Origin of the sequence: Pedobacter miscanthi (assembly GCF_032678605.1) — a bacterium.
In the GTDB taxonomy this organism is placed as follows: Bacteria; Bacteroidota; Bacteroidia; order Sphingobacteriales; family Sphingobacteriaceae; genus Pedobacter; species Pedobacter miscanthi_A.
Map to the genome: position 1 here is coordinate 129,819 of NZ_JAVTSU010000006.1, position 23,489 is coordinate 153,307.

Here is a 23,489-nt window from a genome sequence, read left to right on the forward strand (position 1 = left end):
TATGAAAGTTTCAGTATTGGCCAGTTCATTAATTGGCTCAGAAATTATAAAAATCGGTAACGAGGTTAACGAAATGAAGCGCAAAGGTGCTTCAATCGCCAACTTAACCATAGGTGATTTTGATGCAAATATTTACCCGATCCCAACTGAATTAAAAGCAGGGATTGTGGATGCGTACAATGCCAATCAAACCAATTACCCGCCTGCAGATGGTGTTTTGCCATTGCGCGAAACCGTTTCAGAATTATTGAAAGATAGGTTCGGGTTAGAATACAACACCAATAGTATTTTGGTTTCTGGTGGCTCACGTCCGTTGATTTATGCTACTTACCTGGCTTTGATCGATCCGGGTGATACTGTGGTTTTCCCTGCTCCATCATGGAACAATAACCACTATTCTCACTTAACCTCAGCTAAAACCATTGCTGTAGAAACAGATGCTGCGCATAATTTTATGCCAACAGCTGCACAATTGAAGCCTCATTTAAAAGGGGCAACTTTATTGGCCTTATGTTCGCCATTAAATCCAACCGGAACGATGTTCGATGCCGATTCACTGGCTGAAATCTGTGATGCCGTTTTAGAAGAAAATGCTTCTCGTGGTGCAGATGAAAAACCATTGTACATGATGTACGATCAGATTTATTCGCTTTTAACTTTTGGTAAAGAACACGTAAATCCGGTTTCTCTAAGACCTGAGATGAGACCATTTACCGTTTTTGTTGATGGTAGTTCTAAATGTTTAGCTGCAACAGGCGTGCGTGTAGGCTGGGGTTTCGGGCCTGAAGATATTATCAACAGGATGAAAGCTTTGGTTGGCCACATGGGTGCCTGGGCACCAAAAGCCGAGCAAGTTGCCATGTCTAATTATTTTAACGATAAAACACAGGTTGATACTTTCTTAACCAGCTTTAAAGGTCAAATCCAGGATAGTTTGAATGCGCTTTACAATGGTTTTAACGAATTAAAAGCAGAAGGTTTTAATGTTGATGCCGTAGAGCCAATGGGGGCCATTTATTTAACCATTAAAATCGACTATATCGGAAAAACGACTGAAGATGGTCAGGTTTTAAAAGACAGTGCAGATGTAAATTTCTACCTGATTAAAGAAGCTGGGGCTGCGCTGGTACCTTTCTCTGCTTTCGGAAACGAAGATAGCATGCCTTGGTTCAGGGCTTCGGTTGGGGCTTGTACTTTGCAGGATATTAAAGATATGTTGCCAAGGATTAAAACAGCATTGAGTAAACTGAAATAAAATTATAAATATATAAGAAACCCTCTTCAATTAATTTTGAAGAGGGTTTTTTCTGGATTTGATCGTCATTTCGAGCGGAGTGCAGCGCAGTCGAGAAATCTATTATAGATCTCTCCATTTCGCTGCGCTTCAGTCGAGATGACGATTTTTCTATAGGATTCTATTTCTGACTCAAGACTTCAAACTAATCCTCCCTGCTTCCATCATCAGCCATTCTCACCATTTTTGGTTCAAATTTAGCCACTACGTCAACCAGTTCTGTTTGTGCGGCCATTACTTTGTTAATGTCTTTATAGGCCATTGGCGCTTCATCTAAACCTGCACCAATTAAAGTTACATTATGGTCTTTTAAAATGGCTTTCATATCCGATTTAGTAATCGATTGAAAAGCTTTCGAACGGCTCATTTGTCTACCTGCACCATGCGATGCTGAATTGATGGCACTTGCCTCACCTTTACCCCTCACTAAAAACCCTGGAGCCGTCATACTTCCCGGGATAATACCCATTACACCTTTACCCGCTGGTGTGGCGCCTTTTCGGTGCACGATTACTTCTTCACCTTCGAACATTTCTTTCCAGGCAAAATTATGGTGATTTTCTACTTTGGCCAAAACTTTAGCGCCAATGGCTTTGGTTAACCTTTTATGAATCACTTCATGGCAAGCCGAAGCGTAATCGCCGGCTAAATTCATCGCGATCCAATATGCTTGTCCTTCCTCAGAATTTAAGTCTAAATAAGCAAGATTTGCCGCCTCTTTAGGGAGTTTACAAATCTCTTTGGCCAGTTTGGTATAATAATCTGCTACAGTAGCTCCAAAGCCACGCGAACCGGAATGTGTTAACAAGGCCACATAACGTCCTTTATCGATACTCAAAATCTCATCGCGTTCAGCAAAATCGATAATTCCCCATTCTACAAAGTGGTTACCGCCACCCGAAGTACCCAATTGTGCCCACGCCTTTCCATGTAAGTTTTTAAGAAAGGGCGTGGAGTTAAAGGCTTCGTCTTCTAAAACTTCGTGATCGGCTCTTTCATTACCTTTAAAGTTTTGACCTGCGCCAAATTTGGTAAAAGCAATTAACTCGCGTTTATACATTGCATCTTTTCCGAAATAATGTTTTTCAGGAATATCGAAAATACTCAAGGCCATTCGGCAACCGATATCAACACCTACCCCATAAGGAATAATGGCATTTCGGGTAGCCAAAACACCTCCAATTGGCAAGCCATAACCTTGGTGCGCATCAGGCATTAATGCCCCAGCTACCGAAACCGGTAATTTCATGGCAATATCCATTTGGTTTCTGGCCCCTTCTTCAATATAATCAGCACCAAAAATGGAATATTCTTTCGCATTGTTAATCAATTCAATGGTTTCATCTTGTTTTGGCTTGGCTTTCTCAATCAGAGTAGTTGCCAGCACGCTCAGTACTTCGTCATCCAAAAAACTTTCCGGATATTCTATTACTTTTTTAAATAAGGCTAATAATTCTTTTTCTTCGATATCTGTGAAATTTTCTTTCAAGATATCTAAAGCCAGGCCTACTATTTTTCCTTCGGAATAACCTATTTCGATCAGGTTATTACCTGTTATGTTGTTGTTCATTGTTTTATTTTTTGTCGGCATAAAGTTCTGCTCTCATTTCTACAAGTAAAGATTCAATTAGCGCTGCATCAGGTTTTTCCTGAAGCTTGCTTTTTACCGTTTCTTTTTCTATTTGTATCATCAGTTCTTCTGCCATTTTTAATATTTCATCGTATTCAAATTCACCTTCTTTTATAGCTAACAGCTCATCTCTGTTCTGTCGTTTTACATTAAGTTTTCCATCTCGTACAATTTCAAGTGCCACTTGCAAAAGCCTAATGGTGTGCATCATGTTTTTTGCATCATGATCTTTACCATGGCTTTTGTTTACCGTATATCGTACTTCATTTCTTTTTTCTACCCATTCCCAGTATTCGTTATGCTCTTTGCAGTAGGATGAGTAACTATCCTGATTGAAAAACAAATAGGCAATTTCTTTTTCCCCGGCAGGTATAGCAGATAGGGAAACTTCGTTAGCATTTTCTTTATTGGCGATCCCTTTAAGGTTAAATTTCTTTTCTTTATCATAAAATAATGCATAGAGATTTTTAGTGTTCGGGATTTTTGCCAATCCACAATCTACCTGCGAAATGCCATTTTTTGTGAGCCAGCTTTTAGCTTTTACCGATGAATAATTAACCGTAATGAAACAAAAATCAAGTATCGTTTTCCTTCTCTTTGGCATTGGGTTTAAAATTTTCTTATTTAAACCTTTTGCTTTTCTGATCTGGGTTAAGGCATATCCACCAAAAGTATCTTTGCATAGTTTCGACAAAATCATGTCGATATTTAGCTTATTCATTATGGGATGCTTGTACAGGATAGAATCCTCAGGTGTTGCTAAAATTTCTACAATGTTGGGGTTATTCTTGATCAGTAATTCAACAAAACGGCCAATTTCATAATATACTTCATCGTTACTTTCATTGCTGATTTGTGGAATATACTTCAGTCCAAAAAACATTTTTTTTGGCATATAATATATCCCTTTAATATCAGTGTCTGATTGCGGCGTATCCAGCCCGTAAGCCTTGCTACCACTTAAACATTCAAATAAGAGCAGGTTCTGATCCTTTAAATCTTTAATCGTCATAACGGTTTATTGTATTTCTAAAAAAGGCATCGAGCATTTCTGTACCGAAACTTTCTTTTTGCAGATTTTTAGCCTCTTCAGTACAGCTTTTAAATTCTTTATCAATGTATCCACGCAATTCTGTGTTTATATTGATTATAAAACCTTCGGCAGAACTTAATTTTAATGTGATTAAATCCTTTACCAATGTTTGAAGCTGCATTGGCATTAGGGTTAAAAGCGGACCGATGGTCATTGGTGCGATTGTATTTTTTTCTAAGCACCATTTTGCTGAAAGTAACGAACGAAGTACATAAAAAAGCTTTTTGATTTTGATTTCGTTGCCATTTGTTACGGTTTCCAATGCACCATGTGCTATTCCCAGGTAATGGTTCGCATTCGTTTTCCTGTAGAAATAAGATTGGCATAATGTCCATAATTCATCCCTGAAATGAGCCTGTTCTCTATAAACAATAGGCGATTGTAGCCATTCGAAAGGAGTAGTATTCGATTTACGAATTAATTTAAGTACCTTTTTTATATCCCAACCGTATATATCTAACTCGTCATTGATTGGAAAACCCAAATGATCGTCTTTCTCCGAAACGGAAAGGTAATAATTAAGTGGACGCACATAGATAAAACGCACATCGAAATCGCTATCCGGTGACGGAAATTCCCATCCACGGCTTCCTGATTCGCAGGCAAATAATATTTTGATATCATTTGCTTTTTCTATTTCTGCAAGTTTATTTATGATGGTGGTTTTCATTTTATTTTTTATTAATCCCCGGCTGGCAACATGCACGTAACCGGGGAGTTTATAAATTTAATTTATTTTACGAAGATCTGTTTCAATTGATCAACAATTTGTCCGCTGCCCGATAAGCTGATGTTGTTGATTTTCTCCGCGATTTTCTCTAAGTATTCCATCTCTTTCAACTTATATAACATGCTGTTATCTTCCATCAATTTTGCGGTGTTCAGCAAACTTCTGGTCGAGGCTGTTTCTTCTCTTCGGGTAATGATATTGGCCTGTGCTCGTTTTTCGGCAACTAAAACCTGGTTCATAATTTCCTTAACATCACCAGGTAAAACGATGTCTTTAACACCACAGTTCGTTAATTTTACGCCCAGGTTTTCAACCTTATCCAGGGTGATGGCCATTACCATTTCAGCAACTTTTTCTTTACTTTCCATCAATTCGTCAAAAGTCATTAAGCCAATACTTTCTCTTAATGCCAATTGCATGGTGATGTACAATTGCTTTTCAAATTCTTTGTTCTCCAATAATGCTTTGATGATGTCATCAACTTTGTACTGGATGCTGAAGTTTACCCTCAATTGCGCTTTATCTTTAGTTAAGATCTCCTGTCCGATAATCTCCATATTCAATTGTCTCATATCGGTTTTTAAAACTTGAATAGTAGTGCTGTTTTTCCAGTAAACATAGTTTCCTGCGTCCAATACGTTTTCAAATTTACCATCGATAAATAGCAAGGCTTTTTCGAACGATTCTACTTTATAAGCCCTGATGTAATTCAATAATGGCGCTTTCTCCAATAAGTTTTTATCAATTGTTTCGTCAATATTGATATTACTGATATCAACTTTAACAAAGTTATATGTAGACAAACCTTTCCAGATGGCATGTCTGCCGGCGGTTAAAATGGATTTGAAGTTTTTGTTTTGATAAACTAAAGCCAATTCATTATCGGCAACACTTACCAAGTGAATCAGGTCTGAAAAATCTGTATTTTCAAGCAAGATGTCCAATTCGGCAACCGTGTAATAGTACTCTTTTGCCATATCGTACAAAGTGATGCTTTCGCCGAAGCCTAACCAGTAATTTCCTGCAGTTAAAACGTTTTTTAATTTTCCTTTTTTAAACACCAATCCAACATAATTGCTGTTAATCGTTACTCTTTTCATGTTTTTTTGATGTTAAGATTTATTTATATTGTTATTTAATCTTTTAAAAGCGTTGCGTAAGAACATTTACCTGTTTTCTGCGGAAGTAAAAGTTTATCAGGCTTTGTTTAAAAATGAGATGGGATTTTCTTACCGGTTTTATAATCCTTGGAGTATTTTACCTTTTCGATAACCCATTTGATTTTTAAATCTTTTCCTGCTGCACTGATTCTTGCTGAGCAAACACAGATTTGCTTTTGGATTCCGAAAAATCTTTAAGCCAAATGCAGTTGCGCAACGCTGGTTTTTGTGGGCGGTTTGAAAAGTTGCCCTTCTTTCTAGATGGAACCCTAATCCATTGCATTACCCTTATGCGATTCCAGTTTTGAGTTGGAAGCAGGATTCGAACCTGCATTTTGGTGGTTGTTATTCTACCCCTGAATTATTCCGATTGCTCGGAAGTGGGATTCGAACCCACGACACACAACGTGTTTAGACAATCTATCATAATCGTTATCAGTATATTCTACGCAATGTGCCCGAATACTTTGGGGCTATTCCGAAACCCACAACATTGGATAAGTTTTATTTAGTATTGCCATCCCGATTATTCATCGGAATTTCTTTATATTAATCTGATCTGCATTAACGTTACCCTGTTCCACCTACCGGGAACAGGGGCTTCTTACTGAACCAGAAAAACCAGAACAGCTTAGCTGAGCGCACGTATTATTTAAGACAGTAAACTGTCTTTGTAAATCAGATTGTTAGTCTTAATATTTTTCAAAGAACTTTATCGACTGGCGACATTACAAAGATGCTACCACCACTGCGCGACTGATTTGCGTAGTGAAAAATATTTTATTGCTTATTGTTTAAATATTTGATAATCAGGTTAATAAAATTTATTTTATCTGCTTATTGTTTCTTTATTTACTCAAGTGCGCAGTTAGACTGCGTAGATATAAAACAATCCTTATATTTAGGTCAGCGAAATCACCAGATTTTTGGCAAAAACCTAAAACCACCTTTAAAATGGCTGTAAATAAATTAGCGCTCATCAGGTATAAAACCATCGATGATTGTTTGAAAAACCGTTTCCGTAAATGGACTTTAGAAGATCTTATCGAAAAGGTATCTGCAACGCTTTACGAATTGGAGGGAATTACTACAGGTGTAAGCAAACGTACTATTCAGGCTGATATTCAACTGATGCGGAGTGATAAATTGGGTTATAATGCACCGATTGTGGTAAAAGACAAACGTTTTTATGCTTATGAGGATCCAGGCTTTAGTATTACCAAGGCACCGATCAATAATGCCGATGTAGATAAAATGAAAGAAATTGTTGGCGTACTGAAACAGTTTAATGCCTTTAATTATTTCGACGAAATGAGCGATATGATTGCCCGTTTGGAAAATAACCTCTATAAATCGACCAAGCAGAGTGGTAATAATATCCAGCTGGAAAGTAATAAACTGGTTAAAGGTTTGGAGTGTATCCCACCTTTATACCAGGCGGTGTTAAATAAACGATCGCTATTAATCGAATATAAATCTTTCAAGGCACAACAATCTCAGCAGGGAATTTATTATCCATATTTATTAAAAGAATACAGAAACCGTTGGTTTTTAATCTGCAAGGCAAAAAAACGACCTGGGATTTTAAATTTAGCTTTAGATCGGATTATCGAATTTCAGGAACTACCTAATGAAGAGTTTGTAAGTTATCAAGGGGTAGATTTCGACCGGTATTACGAAGATCTAATCGGTGTAACCAAAAATGAGAAAGATCGTGCTCAAAAAGTGATTCTCGAATTTACAAACGAACATGCGCCTTATGTTGTGACCAAACCGATGCATCAATCGCAGGTGGCATTAAGTAAGAACGAAAAAACAACAACTTTTAGGATCGATGTGGTATTGAATTATGAACTGGAACGCGAGATTTTAGGTTTTGGAGAATGTGTTAAAGTGCTTTCTCCAAGATTGCTGATCTCGAAAATTAAAAAGAGGTTGGCTCAAACTTACGAACAATATGAAACAAAAGATAATATTGAAATTAACATCCTGGGTTCATAAGTTTGGCCATTATCAGTTATTTAATAATATTAACTGTTATTTGATGATGAAACAGGGTAAAATCTTTTACTGAGCGCATGGAGTACGATATAGGGTAGGCAATAACTGCGTTATTAAATGTTTCAAACTCTTGTGCGACAGCTTTAATCTCGTTTAAATTGTTAGCCATTTTAATAAACGATTTTTCGTTTCCGCTCCTGGCATAAAAAGTAACCTTGGCGGTGTTTAAAGTCTGTATTTGTGCTAACGTTAACTCTTGTTTTAAAAGCACCGTTTTTAGAGCAACTTTCAATGTTGCAAAATCCGCGTCAGCTTCTGCTAAAATTAAAGAGTTATTGCCATATACAACACTGTTGATGTAATAGGCGTTATTTGTTGCATTCATTTTCGTTGCATCAGCCACAGATAATAATTCTGTTTTACGTGGAAGATTCATGTCAAGCGAAAATTTTCCATTATTGTTGAAAAAATATAAAGCGTGTTTTTTGGAGATCCGTGTTGATGTTGTGGTTCCGCTTTTTTCAAAAATTGATTTTACATCATCATTGTTTGAAAGGAAGTATTTTACAACATTGTAATCCTTAAATTCATCTTCTGAATAGGCCTGTTGTTCAACAGTGTTTTTGACTGTTAAGTTTTTGGTATAAGTAGAAATCTTATCGGTAGAAGGTATATCGTTAAAGGCTTTGTTTGTGGTACCAACGATAGAAGTTGATGCTGTAATGGGCAATGGGGTATATTCATTTTTCAGGGAAATCAATTCAAGATCATTGCCATTTTGTTTGATATTGAAAATTGCTCCAGGAAAGATTTGATTTACTTTCTGATCATCAACAATAAAGGAGTCGAAATTCCAGGTTACCGAAGTTGTTTTATCATTTTCAGTAGGCTTATCAGTAGGTTTTTCGGTTGGGAGAACAATAGCCTCATCTTTTTTACAAGAAACTGTAAATAATAGCGGGAAAATAACCAGCGCATGGTTTAGAATGTTTTTCATCAGGGTGTATAGATAGTGTGTTTGACTATCTGCATAGTTACAACTTTTATGCCAAAAACTATTTTTTTAGTTTTAATTTATGATGAAGGATATAAAAAAACCTCTCAGATCTTTTAGATCTGAGAGGTTTAAATCTCATTTACAAAGGCCTCTTTAGGGCTTAACTTTTAAACTCGCTTGTTTTATGAAATTCGATATCTGGATAATCCTGTTTGGTTAAATTAATCATGTATTCACTATCGGCCAAATAAACAGGATTGGCTTCTTTATCAAAACCGATATGCTGCTGCTTACGTTTTACAAATTCATCCAGTTTCTTTTTATCGGTAGAAGTTACCCAGCTCGATCGGGTATAACTCAAGGTACGGAAACGGCATTTTGCGCCATATTCGTGCTCTAACCTGAAATTAATTACCTCGAACTGAAGCTCACCAACTGCACCGATTACTTTTCTGTTTCCGGGCTGCATCACAAATAACTGTGCCACACCTTCATCCGTTAACTGCTCAATGCCTTTTTCCAGCTGTTTGGTACGCATTGGGTCCATATTTTCTACCTCTTTAAAAATAGAAGGAGAGAAACTCGGGATTCCTTTAAACTGCAATTTTTCACCTTCGGTTAAGGTATCGCCAATTTTAAAGTTACCACTATCGTATAAGCCTACCACATCACCTGGCCATGCTTCTTCTACAATGCTTTTTTCATTCGCCATGAAATCCATCGGATTGGAGAACTTTAATTTTTTATCCTGACGGGTGTGGTAATAGAATTTATTGCGTTCAAATTTACCAGAGCAAATACGTAAAAAGGCAATCCTGTCGCGGTGTTTCGGATCTAAATTGGCGTGGATCTTGAATACAAATCCGCTAAAATTTTTCTCTTCCACCAGTACGTCACGTTCTTCGGCTTCGCGGTGACGAGGGCTTGGAGCGATATCGATAAACGTATCTAAAAGCTCCTTGATTCCGAAGTTGTTAATCGCACTCCCAAAAAATACGGGTGCAACCAAACCTTCAGTATATAAATCCTTATCAATGTTACCATAGATGCCATTAACCAGTTCAACGTCGTCTTTTAAGGCATTGATTTCGTTTTCTTTGAGGTAATTTAATAAAGATGGATCATTTAAATCATTGGCCGCCACAACCGAATCGGTTACTTTGGTTTTATCCGAATTGAATAAATTTAAATGTTTATTATAGATACTGTAAACACCTTTAAAGGTATGACCCTGACCAATTGGCCAGGAAAGCGGACAAAGACTAATATTCAGTTTCTCTTCAATCTCATCCAATAAATCGTAAGCCTCTTTACCTTCACGGTCCATTTTGTTGATGAAGATAATTACAGGGGTGTTACGCATACGGCAAACCGACATCAGTTTTTCAGTTTGTTCCTCTACACCTTTTACACAATCGACTACCAAAATAACACTATCCACGGCCGATAAAGTACGGTAAGTATCTTCTGCGAAATCCTTGTGACCCGGTGTATCCAGGATGTTGATGCGCTTGCCGCTGTATTCGAAACCCATTACCGAAGTTGCCACCGAGATACCACGCTGCTTCTCAATCTCCATAAAATCGGAGGTATTACTTTGATTGGCTTTGTTCCTTTTTACCGCACCAGCAGTGTTTATAGCACCACCAAAAAGCAGAAATTTTTCTGTCAGCGTGGTTTTGCCCGCATCGGGGTGACTAATAATGGCAAAGGTTTTACGTTTTTCTATTTCAGGGTTAAGCATAATAAAATTTTGGGTGTAAAAAGAGATGAAACCTTGTTAAAGGAATTTAACAGCGATAAGATTTGAATATTGTTGTTTCATCAGGCCGCAAAGATAAGGATTTTGGTTAAAGTTTGAATAGGTTAATTGTTTAATTGAAAATGGGTTGCGTGTTTATTGTTTTTGAAAAGCAGTGGCAATGGTTCTTTTGTTATTGCAGCCCTGCCATACACTGTAGTCCCGATAGAAAAATCGGGAGCTGCCGTTTCTGTCAGGTTTAGGTTGCTTGTGCACTAATTCCCTTCGAGGCATTAATTCGCTGCAAATAATAATGATCTTAATCAGAAATCTAATAAAAATTGGCTCAACCACTCGTCTTAAATAAAATTATCGATCAAAAATTAAAATTTCTCATCAATCATTGTTTAATTTTGTGCTAAAATGTTTAGCTTTATTTGTCCCTCCGTTTATTGCTAACTAAAATTTTACTGCCGATGCCCACTCTAGAAGAAACTTCTATGCCTGCAGAAATTGCGGCTAAATTCGTTAATTACACCTCAAAACACGTTTTCTTAACCGGAAAAGCCGGAACAGGTAAAACAACTTTTTTACGGAAACTCATTCAGCTTACGCATAAAAAAGCTTTAATTGTAGCTCCAACAGGTATTGCTGCCATTAATGCAGCTGGGGTAACCATTCATTCGCTTTTCCAGATGCCCTTTGGTGCTTTTTTTCCTGATGCTGCCGGGACTTTAATCAACGAAAACATCAATTTCAATTTTAATACGCCCAAAACTTTAGTAAAACACTTAAACATGCAGGGCAATAAACGCCGCATGTTGCAGGAACTGGAGTTATTGGTTATTGATGAGGTGAGTATGTTACGGGCCGATATGCTCGATGCCATCGATTTTGCCCTGCGTTATGTACGAAGAAACAGAAACCTTCCATTCGGTGGGGTTCAGTTATTGTTTATCGGCGATTTGCACCAGCTACCCCCCGTAGTAAAAAATGATGAGTGGCGCATTATGGCCAAGTTTTACAAGAGTATTTATTTTTTTGATGCGCTTGCCCTGCAGGATAATCCACCGGTTTACATCGAACTGGATAAAATTTACCGCCAGGATGATGCTGTTTTTATTGATTTACTGAATAACCTGCGGAATAATAAAATCACCGCCGAAGATACCGCCTTGTTAAGGCAACATTTTAAGCAGGATTTTAAACCTTCGGCAGATGAAAATTACATCACTTTAACCACCCATAACAATAAAGCGGATAGTATTAACCGCGAAAGGTTAGCCCAGTTGAAAAATAAATCTTACTTTTTTGAGGCAAAGGTTCAGGGTGATTTTAACGAATATGCCTATCCGAATGATAAGAGCCTCGAATTAAAAGTGGGGGCACAGGTAATGTTCATTAAAAATGACATGACTTCAGAAAAACGATATTACAATGGTAAAATCGGCGTGGTGCATCATATTGAAAAAGATGTAGTTGAAATTGAATTGCCAGAAGATAAGGTAGTGATCCAGATTTCTCCCTATACCTGGGAAAATGTAAAATATAAATTAGACGAAGCAACTAATGAGATTAAAGAAAATGTTGCTGGTTCTTTTATCCAATATCCCATTAAACTGGCCTGGGCCATTACGGTACATAAAAGTCAGGGTTTAACCTTTGATAAAGCTATTATTGATGTTGGCGATGCTTTTGCGCCTGGTCAGGCTTATGTGGCTTTATCCCGGTTACGTTCCTTAAAAGGGCTTGTTTTAACTTCTCATCTGCGCGAAAGTGGTTTGCAACAAGATCAGAACGTACATTATTTTTCAAAAACGAAACAGCCATCAGAGGTATTAAACAAGCAGATCAGTTTAGAGAGTTATGCTTTTATTCGCAGTTACCTGCTTGCAGCTTTTGATCTGAACCTGATTAGGTATTATTTAAAAGAACACCGCCAGACATTTGATAAAAGTGAAAAATCTGCCAAACAAAGGCATGAAGATTGGACAGATACTGTTTACACGGATTTTCAGAAAATAACGGCTACTGCCGATACGTTTGTTAATCAATTGAAAAATCTGTTTGCACAGCAAACTGAGCATACTTTATTTAACGTATCGAAAAGGGTAGAGGCGGCTTTAAAATATTTTAATCCGCTGGTTAAAGAAATTTCCGACCGTTTTCTGGCGCAAATTGAAGTGATTAAAGAAGAAAAGCAGATTAAAACTTATGTTACCGAACTACTCGAACTCGAAATTCTGGTGTATGAACAACTGAAAAAAATGCACAAAAGCAAAGCACTGTTAAAGGCGTTGATTGAGGGTAAAGAATTTAGCAAAGCAGATACCGATGCCTTATTAAATACAGTTGAACGGAGTAAACAACTCCAGCAGGCAATTCAGTTAAAAGGAGAAACACTTAAGGTAAAATCAGCATCCGAGAAAAAGAAAAAAGAACCCAAAATAGATACCAAACTGGTAAGCTTCGAGCTTTATGAGCAGGGCAAAACCATAGATGAAATTGCAAAAGAACGGGGTTTTTCTGCAGGAACGATTGAAGGGCATTTAGCATATTATGTTTCTACACAACAACTGGATGTGACCAAACTGGTAAAAGCCAACAAAATCAGAAATATTGCAGATGCGGTAGAAAGCCAGAAAACAAAATCAATGGCTACTATAAGGGAATTTTTAGGGAAGGATTATTCTTTTGGTGAGATTAAATTGGTTTTGGCATCGTTGTTTCCATCGGAAGAATAGATTTATGATAACCATATAAGACATGGCGAATAAAGAATATCTAAAAACGTTAATTTATAAAATTAATGGAGCAGCAATTGAAGTTCATAAAGCGCTTGGGCCAGGTTTGTTGGAAAGTGTTTATCATAAATGTTTGAAACATGAAATGACTCTTCGTGGAATAAATTACAAATCTGAGATGTTAGTGCCAGTTTACTATAAAGAAACTTTAGTTGAGACAGAATTATGGTGTGATTTGTTTGTTGAAAATTGTATAGTTGTGGAACTAAAAGCGGTTGAGAAAGTATTACCTATTCATGAGGCACAAATTTTAACTTATATGAAGCTTTTAGAGGTGCCAATGGGCTTGATAATCAATTTCAACTGTTTGAATATTTATGAGAGTGGACAAAAAACATATGTAAATGACCTGTTCAGATTCTTACATTAATATAGTATCTGCGATCTTAAATGTTCTTATATGTCTCATATGGTTGAAATGATTTAGCAAATTGTTATCTTAGCATTCGTGGAAAAGGTTAAAGTTTTAGCGCAGTACATGCCCGAACCAGCGGCGCCGCTAATTGCAAAATGGATAGATTATTTTCAGTGTGAATTTAAAATTGCCAAAACCCGTTCTACAAAACTGGGCGATTACCGCCATCCTTATCAAGGCAAAGGCCACCGCATTTCGGTAAATTTTAACCTCAACCATTACGCTTTTCTGGTTACTACCGTACACGAGTTTGCGCACCTCCTTACCTGGAACGATTTTAAGAATAAGGTAAAACCACATGGCTCAGAGTGGAAGAAGAATTTTCAGCGGATGATGGTTCCTTTTTTTGAATTGAATATTTTTCCTGCTGATATTCATATAGCAATTGATCATTATATGTCCAATCCGGCGGCATCCAGCTGTTCTGACCTGCATTTATCGCGGGCCTTAAAAAAATACGATAGCAATAAAACAGAAACCCTGCACCTGGAACAACTGCCGATTAACAGCACCTTTAAAATTAAAGATGGCCGGCGTTTTACCAAAGGCGAACGGATTAGGAAGCGGTACCGTTGTGTGTGTCTGGATGATAAGCGTTTATACCTGTTCAATCCTTTGGCGGAGGTCTTTGTAGAGGAATAACGAAAAGTCGTCATTTCGAGGAATAATTTATTGCATAAAAGTCAATATGAATAACAGGGGAGCCTCAACCCACAGATAAAATGCCAGAAGTCGTCATTGCGAGAAGGCTTTTTCAGCCGACGAAGCAATCTTACAACGATCGCTACCAGCATGCGCTTTAAGATTGCTTCGTCGTTCCTCCTCGCAATGACGAGCCTTTTTATTTAAGTCTATTATAGGCGCGATTTAAACAAACTTAAACTCATCTCCGTCAAATAAACCTTTATCGCTTAGCTTTAAATGCGGAATTACCAATAATGCCATAAAAGAAAGCGTCATGAAAGGGGCAAGTAAGGTTGAGCCCAGATCTTTTGCAAACTGATCAATTGAGGTATAACTTGCTGCAACCTCGTAACCATTATGATTGCTCATTAAGCCGGCAACCGGCAAGGCCAAAACTTCTTCTTTCCCATTTCCCAGGGCCACTACACCTCCGGTTTCCTTGATCACTAAATTTACGGCTTCGCAGATGCTTTTATCGTCGGCACCAACCGCAATAATATTATGACTATCGTGTGCAACACTTGATGCAATAGCGCCCTGTTTTAAGCCAAAGTTTTTTACGAAGGATATTGCCACAGGTGCATCATGATAACGGTTTATCACCACCATTTTTAATACATCATTTTCCAGATCGCTGATGATGTTATTGTTTAAAACCTTTGGTTTAGCTGATAACCTGTTCGTGATCAGTTGTCCATCTAAGGCTTCAATAACCGGGATTTCTTCCTGTCCGGTGAATGGATAAATAAAATCTTCTTCCTTTTTTAAACTGCAGTTGAAATGGTTTACTGATTCCTGATCTTCCACATGTTTTACCCAATCGCCCACGGTTTTGCCATTTTCGGCAAGCAATAATCCGTCAATATAGGTTTGTTTAACCTTGAAATTTTTTAGATCTTCGATTACAATGAAATCTGCATTATCGTTTATCTGTAATGAGCCAACATCCAATTTATAATGGAGGATAGGATTGATACAGGCTGCCTGCAGGATATTGAAAATATTGATTCCCTTTTCTACCGCCCTTGCACAAAGCTGGTTAATATGGTTTTCGACCAAACTATCGGGATGTTTATCGTCACTGCAGAACATCATCATTTCAGGCCAATCATTTAGCAGATCGATGAGTGCGTCGAAATTTTTTGCTGCGCTTCCTTCACGGATCAGGATTTTCATGCCGCGTTGTAATTTATCCAGCGCCTCTTCCGCAGTAAAACATTCGTGATCGGTAGAAATTCCCGCATCGATATATTGTTGAACAGCATCACCACGTAATCCGGGTGCATGGCCATCAACAGGTTTGCCCAACTCGTGCGCAGCAGCAATTTTTTTTAAAACCTCTTCATCTTTATAAAGTACCCCGGGGAAATTCATCATTTCGCTCAAATATTTTATCTCAGGCCGTTCTAAAAGTGCTTTTACATCATCATGATTCAATTCGGCACCGGCGGTTTCGAAAATGGTAGCAGGCACACAGCTCGGCGCACCAAAGTTGAATTTAAAAGGAACCGTATTGCCGTTTTCGATCATGAATTCTACCCCTTCCATGCCACAAACATTGGCAATCTCATGTGGATCGCTAATGGTAGAAACAGTGCCATGTACAACTGCCAGACGTGCAAATTCACTCGGAATGAGCATGCTGCTTTCTATATGTACATGACTATCGATAAAACCCGGAGAAATAAAATGAGCACCATCTTGCTGATCGGCAATTTTGGTGACTGATTTTATCCTGCCTTCCTCTACCGCTACTTCGCCAAAGAAAATATTTCGTTTTGTGATGTCGATGATATTTCCTTCGACTTTAAAATTGCTCATGCTGTTTATATAAATTAGCTACGGAAACACGGATTGGCACGGAATTAATAATTAATGTTCTCCGTGATTTCTGTGTCTCCGTGGCAAAACTATTTAATATTTCAATAATTTATCAATCGTTTCTGCTAATCTTGCTTTAGCTAAAAAATCTTCTTCTAATACTTTGCTCATTGGTATAGCGGTATCTAAACTGGCGCAACGCATTACCGGAGCATCCAGATACTGAAAACAATGTTCTCCGATCCATGCTGAGATTTCGGCACCAAAACCATTGGTTAAGGTATCTTCGTGCAAAATTAAAACCCTTCCGGTTGCTTTAACCACTTCACTAACAGTTTCTTTATCCCAGGGTTGAAGTGTGCGCAGATCGATTATTGTAGCCCCACTTTCGGGATGTTGTTTCTGGTAATCCAAAGCCCAATGCACACCTAAGCCATAAGTAATGATTGCAAAAGCACTTCCTTCTGCAAGCGTAACGGCTTTGCCAATCTCCGTAGTGTAATAACCGTCCGGAACAGGAGCGGTTAAACTTCTGTACAGGTATTTATGTTCAAAATAAAGTACGGGATTTGGATCTTCAATAGCTGCCAATAGCAAACCTTTTGCATCTTCAGGAAAAGCAGGATAAACGATTTTTAAACCTGGTGTTTTGGTAAACCACGCTTCGTTACTTTGTGAGTGGAATGGACCTGCACCTGTTCCGGCACCTGTAGGCATGCGTACCACCACGTCGGCCTTTTCGCCCCAACGGTAGTGCGTTTTGGCCAGGTTATTCACAATTTGGTTAAATCCAACAGTTACAAAATCTGCAAATTGCATTTCTACCACAGCTTTATAACCGTTTATGGATAGACCCAAACCTGCACCTACAATGGCCGATTCGCAAATAGGGGTGTTGCGAACCCTGCCTTTGCCATATTTTGCGGTAAAGCCATCAGTAATTTTAAAGGCGCCACCATAGTCAGCAATGTCCTGCCCCATTAAAACCAGATTAGGATATTTCTGCATGGCCAGGTCCAACCCATCGGTTATCGCATCCAGGTATCTTTTTTCCGTTGAAGATTGATTGGGTTGAATAACTTCTTGCTGATATGGATAATACATATCCGTTTCTTCCTGTGTAACATTTGCCACTGGTTCAGGCTCATTAAAAGCTTCCTCAACTTCTAACTCAATATCTCTTTTGATCTGGATTTTGATATCGATAACGGTATCGGAAGTTAAAATACCCTGCTCAATTAAATAGGTTTCATAGTTACTTAAGGGGTCTTTCTTTTCCCATTCATCAAATAATTCCTGCGGAACATATTTAGTCCCTGATGCTTCCTCATGGCCCCGCATCCTGAAAGTAAGGCATTCTACCAATACCGGTCTGGGATCTTTTCTGATTTCCATGGCCAGCTGGTTGATGGTATCATAAACTTCTAAGATATTATTTCCGTCGATCTGGATGCCTTCTATACCATAACCAATGGCTTTATCAACCAGGTTTTTGCACCTGAACTGTTCTGATTTTGGGGTAGAAAGCCCATATCCGTTATTTTCGATCAGAAAAATAACAGGGAGATTCCAAACGGCGGCAACATTTACAGCTTCGTGGAAATCGCCTTCGCTGGTGGCCCCTTCGCCGGTATAAACCAAGGTAGCATGCGGCTTATTGGCCAGAACATCAGCCAATGCTATACCATCAGCCAAGGCCATTTGTGGGCCAAGGTGGGAAATCATCCCAATAATTTTATAATCTTGTGTGCCAAAATGGAAGGAGCGGTCGCGGCCCTTGGTAAAACCGGTTATTTTACCCTGCCATTGAGCCATTAATTTTTTTAATGGAATATCGCGTGAGGTAAAAACACCCAAATTGCGGTGCATCGGCAAAATGTATTCATCGCTTTGCATGGCTAAGGTGCTGCCCACTGCAATGGCTTCCTGACCAACGCCTGAAAACCATTTACCAATCCGGCCCTGCCGTAAAAGTTTTAGCATTTTGTCTTCAACCATCCGGGGGTAAAGCAATCTTTTATATAAATTCAGTAAGAATTGGTCGCCTTTATCTCTTCGATTGAAATGCATATTGAGCTTTTGATTAAGACTTTAAGAAATATCCCATGGATTTAGGATTTCAAGATTAACAATTTTTTTAAAATCTGAAGTATTTCTTGTGATTAAGGTAAGGTTATTAGTGATTGCTGTTGCTGCAATTATAGCATCAGGAAGTTTGATTTTATGCGATTTTCTTATTTTGATGGTGTTTTGAATAATCTGTTCTGATAAATTATAAACATGCGAAGCTGAAATAAAGCCATTTAATTCATGGAGTTGCCGTTCTGTCATCTTGGACCAGCCTAAAAGTTCCATCCTTGAAATAACAGATAAATGCATTTCAAGATTATCCATAAACAGAAGTGCTTTTTCAGGTAGTTTATTCTCAAGATACTCAATTACTGAGTTTGTATCAGCTAAATGTCCCGTTCCCATTCGTTCCTGCTATCTATAATATATTGCTGGAATTCTTCATATTGTTGGTCGGTAAGGTTTAGTGAACCGCGGAAGTCAGAATGTTTTTTTTTAGGTTTCTCCATCTCTTTAAGTTCGTCGACAGCATAAACCAAAACCTCAATTTGTTTCCCAATATAAGCCTTAGGAACATCTATAGAGATATTTTCTTTATCGGGTGTTATTATTGTTCGTACCATACTCAAATATACAAAAATAAAGGTTGATTAAAATTAGATTTCAGCTTGAAATCTATTTAAGACTCCTTACTCTTTTTCAACTCCTCCCACTGTTTTGCAAAAGATTTATCGGCAACTTTTGGCATCTCGCGGTATTTGCCCCAGCTCTTTTTGAAGAAGCTTTTGAGCATAAAGTTTTTAAACTTTCCACCAAAGAAATCCATCCATTTTCGTTTTTGTATCATTTTGTTGAACATGTTCCAGCCGATGTCCTCTTTTTTGCCGTTTTCATGTCCTGCAGCGGCATCTCTGCGGTTAAGCAGTAACATTTTATGGATATCAATTTTAACCGGGCACACCTCTGAGCATTTGCCGCAAAGACTGGAAGCATAACTTAAGTGTTTAAACTCTTCCATGCCTTTAAAATGTGGGGTAATTACCGATCCTATAGGACCGCTATAGGTGGTGTTATAAGTATGGCCGCCAATATTTTTATAAACAGGGCAGGCATTTAAACATGCACCACAACGGATACAATATAAAGCCTGTCTCTGGTCTTTTTGTGCCAGCAAATTGGTACGGCCATTATCCAGCAGGATTACATACATTTCTTCCGGGCCATCCGTTTCATTAGGCTGGCGTGGACCGCTTAAAATGGTATTGTAAACGGTTAAATTTTGCCCGGTTCCGTGTGAAGCCAGTAAAGGCCAGAACAGATCCAGATCGGCCATAGAAGGAATTACTTTCTCGATACCGACAATAGCGATATGGATTTTAGGGAAAGTGGTGCTTAAGCGTGCATTCCCTTCGTTTTCGGTGAGGGCAATGCTTCCCGTATCGGCAATTAAAAAATTTCCACCACTGATGCCTATGTCAGCCGTTAGGTATTTATCTCGAAGTAATTCTCTTGCTTTTTGTACGAGTTGAGGGGGAGTGGCATCTATAGGAGTGCCAAATTTATCATGAAATAACTGTGCAATATCGGTAGCACTTAAGTGCATGGCTGGGGTAACAATATGATATGGTGCCTGACCAAGCAATTGAACAATGTATTCGCCTAAATCACTTTCCAACGATTCGATATTGTTTTTTTCCAGGAAATCGTTCAGGTGGATTTCTTCGGTGGTCATCGATTTTGATTTGATAACCGTTTTTCCGTTATTCCTTTTGATGATATTAAGGATTTCCTGTTGGGCTTCCTCAGCATCATTCGCCCAGATCACTTTGCCGCCACGGCGCTGAAAATTAGATTCGAATTCTGGTAAGAATTTATCGAGGTTTTCCATCACACGCCATTTAATCACGTGTGCCTTTTTTTTGGATGCCTCTAAATTTTCGAATTTTGATAAACCGCGTTCAACAGCAACATTGTATTTCCCAATATTATAATTAATGGTTTTACGATGTGGTAAATCGAAAGCTTTCTCGTCAGATTTCTCTAAAAATTCCTCAGCAATATTCATCAATAGTTATTTTGTAATAGGGTAACGAGTATTAACTGATTTTAGTTTTCAAGTACTTCGTTATAAATTCAAAGATAGGAAACCGTATTGAGTTTATTTTTAGAAAAGTTACAGAAAGAAACAGTTAACATTTAAAATCGATTCTACCAGACTACGGCAGTTATGTATTTTTTTGCAACCTCATCACTTGAAATTAGATCTAAACCTAACTCTAAACTTGTAGCGACAATAATTCTATCAAATGGATCACGGTGAATAAAAGGGAGGGTCTTAAGTATTTTTAATGTTCCAAAATCAATTGGAAGGATATTGATATTACTGGCATTACATGAATCTATTAATTCGTCCAGTGAATATTCTAATTGCAATTTGCCTAGAGATTGTTTTATCGTAATCTCTCATAAGCTAACTATGCTTAGGTAGAGTTGAGTAGTTGAATCTTCTAAGATTTTTCTTGCGGGTTTAGATAATGCAACATTATCATCTTGCATCCAAAGTAAAACATGGGTATCAAGCAAATATTTTTTCACTACATGTAATCTTTGAAATCATCCAATGGTGCATTAAAATCACCAGTCATTTTCATCTTCCCTTTAAGTAAACCAAGTTTCCTATTGGTTTTTTCTTTATCCTTTTTATCTACTTTCTTTTGTAAAATAAAATCAATAAAATCTTCTACCTCTTGCTGATAGGCAACAAGGATCATTTTAATTTTTTCTAAAATATGCAACTGATCCATAACTCGATTTAATCAAAAATAACATTTTAATCTTGAAATGTGAAGTATAAATGGTTAAGCATAAAAAAGTCCCGATGTAAAACCGGGACTCTATATTTTGAATGATTATTTCTTTGGATTTCCTTTTCCATCCATATCTACTGCAGGGCGTTTAGGTCTGTTGGCCAGCTCCCATGCGGTAAAGTAGGTTAGTTTTGCCCTTTTTGACAAGAGCGGGAAGTTGATTTTGCTTACTTCGTCGCCAGGTTTGTGGTAATCCTGTTGCAACATTCCATCATAATAGAAAATGATAGGAATGCCTAATTTAGCGAAGTTATAATGGTCTGAACGGTAATAAATTTGCTCAGGATCTTTTGGATCGTCGTATTTATAATCCAGTTTCATTTTAGTATAAGTGGCATTAACCTGCTCACTTAATTTACCCAAATCGCTGCTTAACATGTTCGATCCTACCGAATAGATGTAGTTTGCCGAATCTGGTTTACCTAAATATTCTTCGCCTGTACGGCCAATCATATCTGTATTTAAATCAGCAATGGTGTTTTCAACCGGAAAAACAGGATGTTCAGAGTACCACTCAGAACCCCATAAGCCTTTTTCTTCACCAACAACAGTCATAAAAAGGATACTGCGTTTAGAACCTTTTCCAGCTTTCTTAGCATCTGTAAATGCTTTAGCCATCAATAAAACGCCTGTAGTACCCGATCCATCATCATCGGCACCATTGTTTACTTTATCTTTTGCATTCGGATCGGTTTCCAAACCAATATGGTCGTAGTGACCAGTTAAGATCAATACCTCTTTTTTAAGAACAGGATCAGAACCTTCTAAATAACCCAAAACATTTTCGCACCTAACTGCAGTTTCTGTTTTTGCTGCACTTGCCGAAAAAGGCGTATTTAACACCTGTGAAGCAGGAGCCTGACTGTCTGTTATTTTTTTCTGAAGATCTGCAACCGTTATATTTGATGCTTTGAATAATTCATTTGCCAAAGCTACCGATATAGAAATACGCGGGGTTTCGTTTTGCTTTTGAGCTTCGATAGCAGCGTTGGTTTTAACCATTACACGCCCTTTTTTTAGCGTTTGTTTGGTGTTTTCAGTTATTCTATCAACAGCAGGATCGATCAGGATAATGGCTTTAACATTGTTTTCTGCAAAATATTTTGCCCTTGCCTCTAAAGTTGCACGGTAAGCTGCTCTATCAATCCTTGTACCTGGTTTTAAGGTTGGATCGCCACCATTGAACATCATGACCACTTTCCCTTTGATATCGGTACCTGCAAAATCGTTGTAGCTATCTCTTTTTATGCCATAACCAATAAATACAATTTCGTTTGTAGAGAAAGTAAAACCTTTATCGCTTACTAAGCTTGGTGATACCAGGTAATCTTTTTGGTATTCTTTAGGCTGACCGTTTACGGTTAACTGGCTTTCTTTTAGGGTAACGTTAACCAGATCTATTTTTTGGAAATAGCTGCCATTTACAGGCGCTTTTAAACCTAATGATTTGAAGTAATCGCGGATATAATCGGCAGCCATCCAGGCACCTTTTGTACCTGTTTCGCGGCCTTCATATTCATCAGATGCTAAAACCGAAAGATGTTTGTAAGCATTTTCAGGATTAATGGCCTTACTGAATTTTATTGCATCAGAATTAGGCTTAAGCGGTTTGATTTGGCTAAAGCAACTCGCTGATACGATGGATGCCAAACCAAGGGTTAAAAATTTTTTGTTCATTATGATAATAGTTAGTTGAGTTTTTTGTTAGCACGAAATTTTTTCAACCCTGTTTTGATGACGGCCGCCCTCAAATTCAGTAGTTAAAAAAGTTGTCGTAATTTGTTTAGCCAATTCTTCTGAAACAAATCGTGCGGGGATACATAAAACATTTGCATTATTATGCTTGCGTACCAAAGAAGCAACCTCATTCTCCCAGCATAAACCAGCCCTAATGTGCTGGTGTTTGTTGGCGGTGATGGCTACGCCGTTTGCCGATCCGCAAAGTAAAATGCCATAGGTAAATTCTCCATTTTCTACCGCTGCGGCAACCGGATGGGCAAAGTCTGGATAATCAACAGAACTTTCTGAATAGGTGCCAAAATCTTTTACTTCATAATCCTGTAAAAAATCTTTTAGTATTTCTTTGTATTCAAACCCGGCGTGATCCGCTCCAATAGCAATTTTAATTTTTGTATCAGACATTGTCAAATTTATAGAGAATTATGAAATCCGTTCGTAATGT

Annotated in this window: 20 protein-coding genes; 5 read left to right on the forward strand and 15 right to left on the reverse strand. The window is 37.9% G+C overall.

Features of this window, described 5'->3' with window-relative positions; translation table 11 throughout:
* Position 1: 1 nt before the first annotated feature.
* The gene (locus tag R2R28_RS10995) at positions 2-1,255 is read left to right on the forward strand and encodes a pyridoxal phosphate-dependent aminotransferase (protein WP_316825723.1); all 1,254 of its coding nucleotides are present in this window, start codon (positions 2-4) and stop codon (positions 1,253-1,255) included.
* A 184-nt stretch (positions 1,256-1,439) separates the two neighbouring features.
* On the opposite strand, the gene R2R28_RS11000 is transcribed toward R2R28_RS10995, so the two are convergent.
* From R2R28_RS11000 to R2R28_RS11015, 4 genes are all read right to left on the reverse strand, one after another.
* The gene (locus R2R28_RS11000) at positions 1,440-2,864 is read right to left on the reverse strand and encodes an RtcB family protein (RefSeq protein ID WP_316825724.1); all 1,425 of its coding nucleotides are present in this window, start codon (positions 2,862-2,864) and stop codon (positions 1,440-1,442) included.
* A 4-nt stretch (positions 2,865-2,868) separates the two neighbouring features.
* Positions 2,869-3,936: a DNA polymerase beta superfamily protein gene (locus R2R28_RS11005; RefSeq protein ID WP_316825725.1), complete on the reverse strand. Its 1,068-nt coding sequence runs from the start codon at positions 3,934-3,936 to the stop codon at positions 2,869-2,871.
* A complete protein-coding gene (locus R2R28_RS11010) occupies positions 3,926-4,687 on the reverse strand; it encodes a nucleotidyltransferase domain-containing protein (protein ID WP_316825726.1) in 762 nt (253 codons plus the stop codon). The genes R2R28_RS11005 and R2R28_RS11010 overlap by 11 nt, the downstream gene beginning before the upstream one ends.
* Before the next feature lie 62 nt (positions 4,688-4,749).
* On the reverse strand, positions 4,750-5,847 hold the full coding sequence (locus tag R2R28_RS11015; RefSeq protein WP_316825727.1) for a slipin family protein: 1,098 nt from the start codon (positions 5,845-5,847) through the stop codon (positions 4,750-4,752).
* A gap of 1,014 nt (positions 5,848-6,861) precedes the next feature.
* Here R2R28_RS11015 and R2R28_RS11020 point away from each other — a divergent pair.
* Positions 6,862-7,908, forward strand: coding sequence for a WYL domain-containing protein (locus tag R2R28_RS11020; protein ID WP_316825728.1), 1,047 nt, complete (start codon positions 6,862-6,864; stop codon positions 7,906-7,908).
* Between the two features lie 16 nt (positions 7,909-7,924).
* Here the strand turns inward: R2R28_RS11020 and R2R28_RS11025 are convergent, their stop codons facing one another.
* On the reverse strand, positions 7,925-8,905 hold the full coding sequence (locus tag R2R28_RS11025) for a thiol-activated cytolysin family protein (RefSeq protein WP_316825729.1): 981 nt from the start codon (positions 8,903-8,905) through the stop codon (positions 7,925-7,927).
* 160 nt (positions 8,906-9,065) lie between these two features.
* Positions 9,066-10,649: a peptide chain release factor 3 gene (locus tag R2R28_RS11030; protein ID WP_316825730.1), complete on the reverse strand. Its 1,584-nt coding sequence runs from the start codon at positions 10,647-10,649 to the stop codon at positions 9,066-9,068.
* 473 nt (positions 10,650-11,122) lie between these two features.
* Between R2R28_RS11030 and R2R28_RS11035 the strand changes: the two genes are divergently transcribed.
* The 3 genes from R2R28_RS11035 to R2R28_RS11045 all read left to right on the forward strand — a co-directional run bounded on the left by R2R28_RS11035 (position 11,123) and on the right by R2R28_RS11045 (position 14,507).
* The gene (locus R2R28_RS11035) at positions 11,123-13,390 is read left to right on the forward strand and encodes a helix-turn-helix domain-containing protein (RefSeq protein ID WP_316825731.1); all 2,268 of its coding nucleotides are present in this window, start codon (positions 11,123-11,125) and stop codon (positions 13,388-13,390) included.
* A 22-nt stretch (positions 13,391-13,412) separates the two neighbouring features.
* Positions 13,413-13,820, forward strand: a complete 408-nt coding sequence (locus tag R2R28_RS11040; protein WP_316825732.1) for a GxxExxY protein — start codon at positions 13,413-13,415, stop codon at positions 13,818-13,820.
* 78 nt (positions 13,821-13,898) lie between these two features.
* The gene (locus R2R28_RS11045) at positions 13,899-14,507 is read left to right on the forward strand and encodes a SprT-like domain-containing protein (protein WP_316825733.1); all 609 of its coding nucleotides are present in this window, start codon (positions 13,899-13,901) and stop codon (positions 14,505-14,507) included.
* Between the two features lie 225 nt (positions 14,508-14,732).
* On the opposite strand, the gene ade is transcribed toward R2R28_RS11045, so the two are convergent.
* The 9 genes from ade to rpiB all read right to left on the reverse strand — a co-directional run bounded on the left by ade (position 14,733) and on the right by rpiB (position 23,449).
* Entirely contained in the window at positions 14,733-16,370 is a 1,638-nt protein-coding gene (gene ade / locus R2R28_RS11050; protein WP_316825734.1) for an adenine deaminase, read from the reverse strand.
* Positions 16,371-16,463: 93 nt separating this feature from the next.
* The gene (locus R2R28_RS11055; RefSeq protein WP_316825735.1) at positions 16,464-18,440 is read right to left on the reverse strand and encodes a dehydrogenase E1 component subunit alpha/beta; all 1,977 of its coding nucleotides are present in this window, start codon (positions 18,438-18,440) and stop codon (positions 16,464-16,466) included.
* A gap of 21 nt (positions 18,441-18,461) precedes the next feature.
* The gene (locus tag R2R28_RS11060) at positions 18,462-18,845 is read right to left on the reverse strand and encodes a type II toxin-antitoxin system VapC family toxin (protein ID WP_316825736.1); all 384 of its coding nucleotides are present in this window, start codon (positions 18,843-18,845) and stop codon (positions 18,462-18,464) included.
* Entirely contained in the window at positions 18,827-19,063 is a 237-nt protein-coding gene (locus R2R28_RS11065) for a hypothetical protein (RefSeq protein WP_316825737.1), read from the reverse strand. Before R2R28_RS11065 ends, R2R28_RS11060 begins: the two co-directional genes overlap by 19 nt.
* Before the next feature lie 56 nt (positions 19,064-19,119).
* Positions 19,120-20,505, reverse strand: a complete 1,386-nt coding sequence (locus R2R28_RS11070; RefSeq protein ID WP_410479169.1) for a LutB/LldF family L-lactate oxidation iron-sulfur protein — start codon at positions 20,503-20,505, stop codon at positions 19,120-19,122.
* A gap of 143 nt (positions 20,506-20,648) precedes the next feature.
* Positions 20,649-20,873, reverse strand: a complete 225-nt coding sequence (locus R2R28_RS11075; RefSeq protein WP_316825739.1) for a PIN domain-containing protein — start codon at positions 20,871-20,873, stop codon at positions 20,649-20,651.
* Positions 20,874-21,034: 161 nt separating this feature from the next.
* Positions 21,035-21,244, reverse strand: a complete 210-nt coding sequence (locus tag R2R28_RS11080) for a DUF2281 domain-containing protein (RefSeq protein ID WP_316825740.1) — start codon at positions 21,242-21,244, stop codon at positions 21,035-21,037.
* Between the two features lie 105 nt (positions 21,245-21,349).
* The gene (locus R2R28_RS11085; protein WP_316825741.1) at positions 21,350-22,984 is read right to left on the reverse strand and encodes a M28 family peptidase; all 1,635 of its coding nucleotides are present in this window, start codon (positions 22,982-22,984) and stop codon (positions 21,350-21,352) included.
* 27 nt (positions 22,985-23,011) lie between these two features.
* The gene (gene rpiB / locus R2R28_RS11090; RefSeq protein WP_316825742.1) at positions 23,012-23,449 is read right to left on the reverse strand and encodes a ribose 5-phosphate isomerase B; all 438 of its coding nucleotides are present in this window, start codon (positions 23,447-23,449) and stop codon (positions 23,012-23,014) included.
* Positions 23,450-23,489 lie beyond the last annotated feature (40 nt).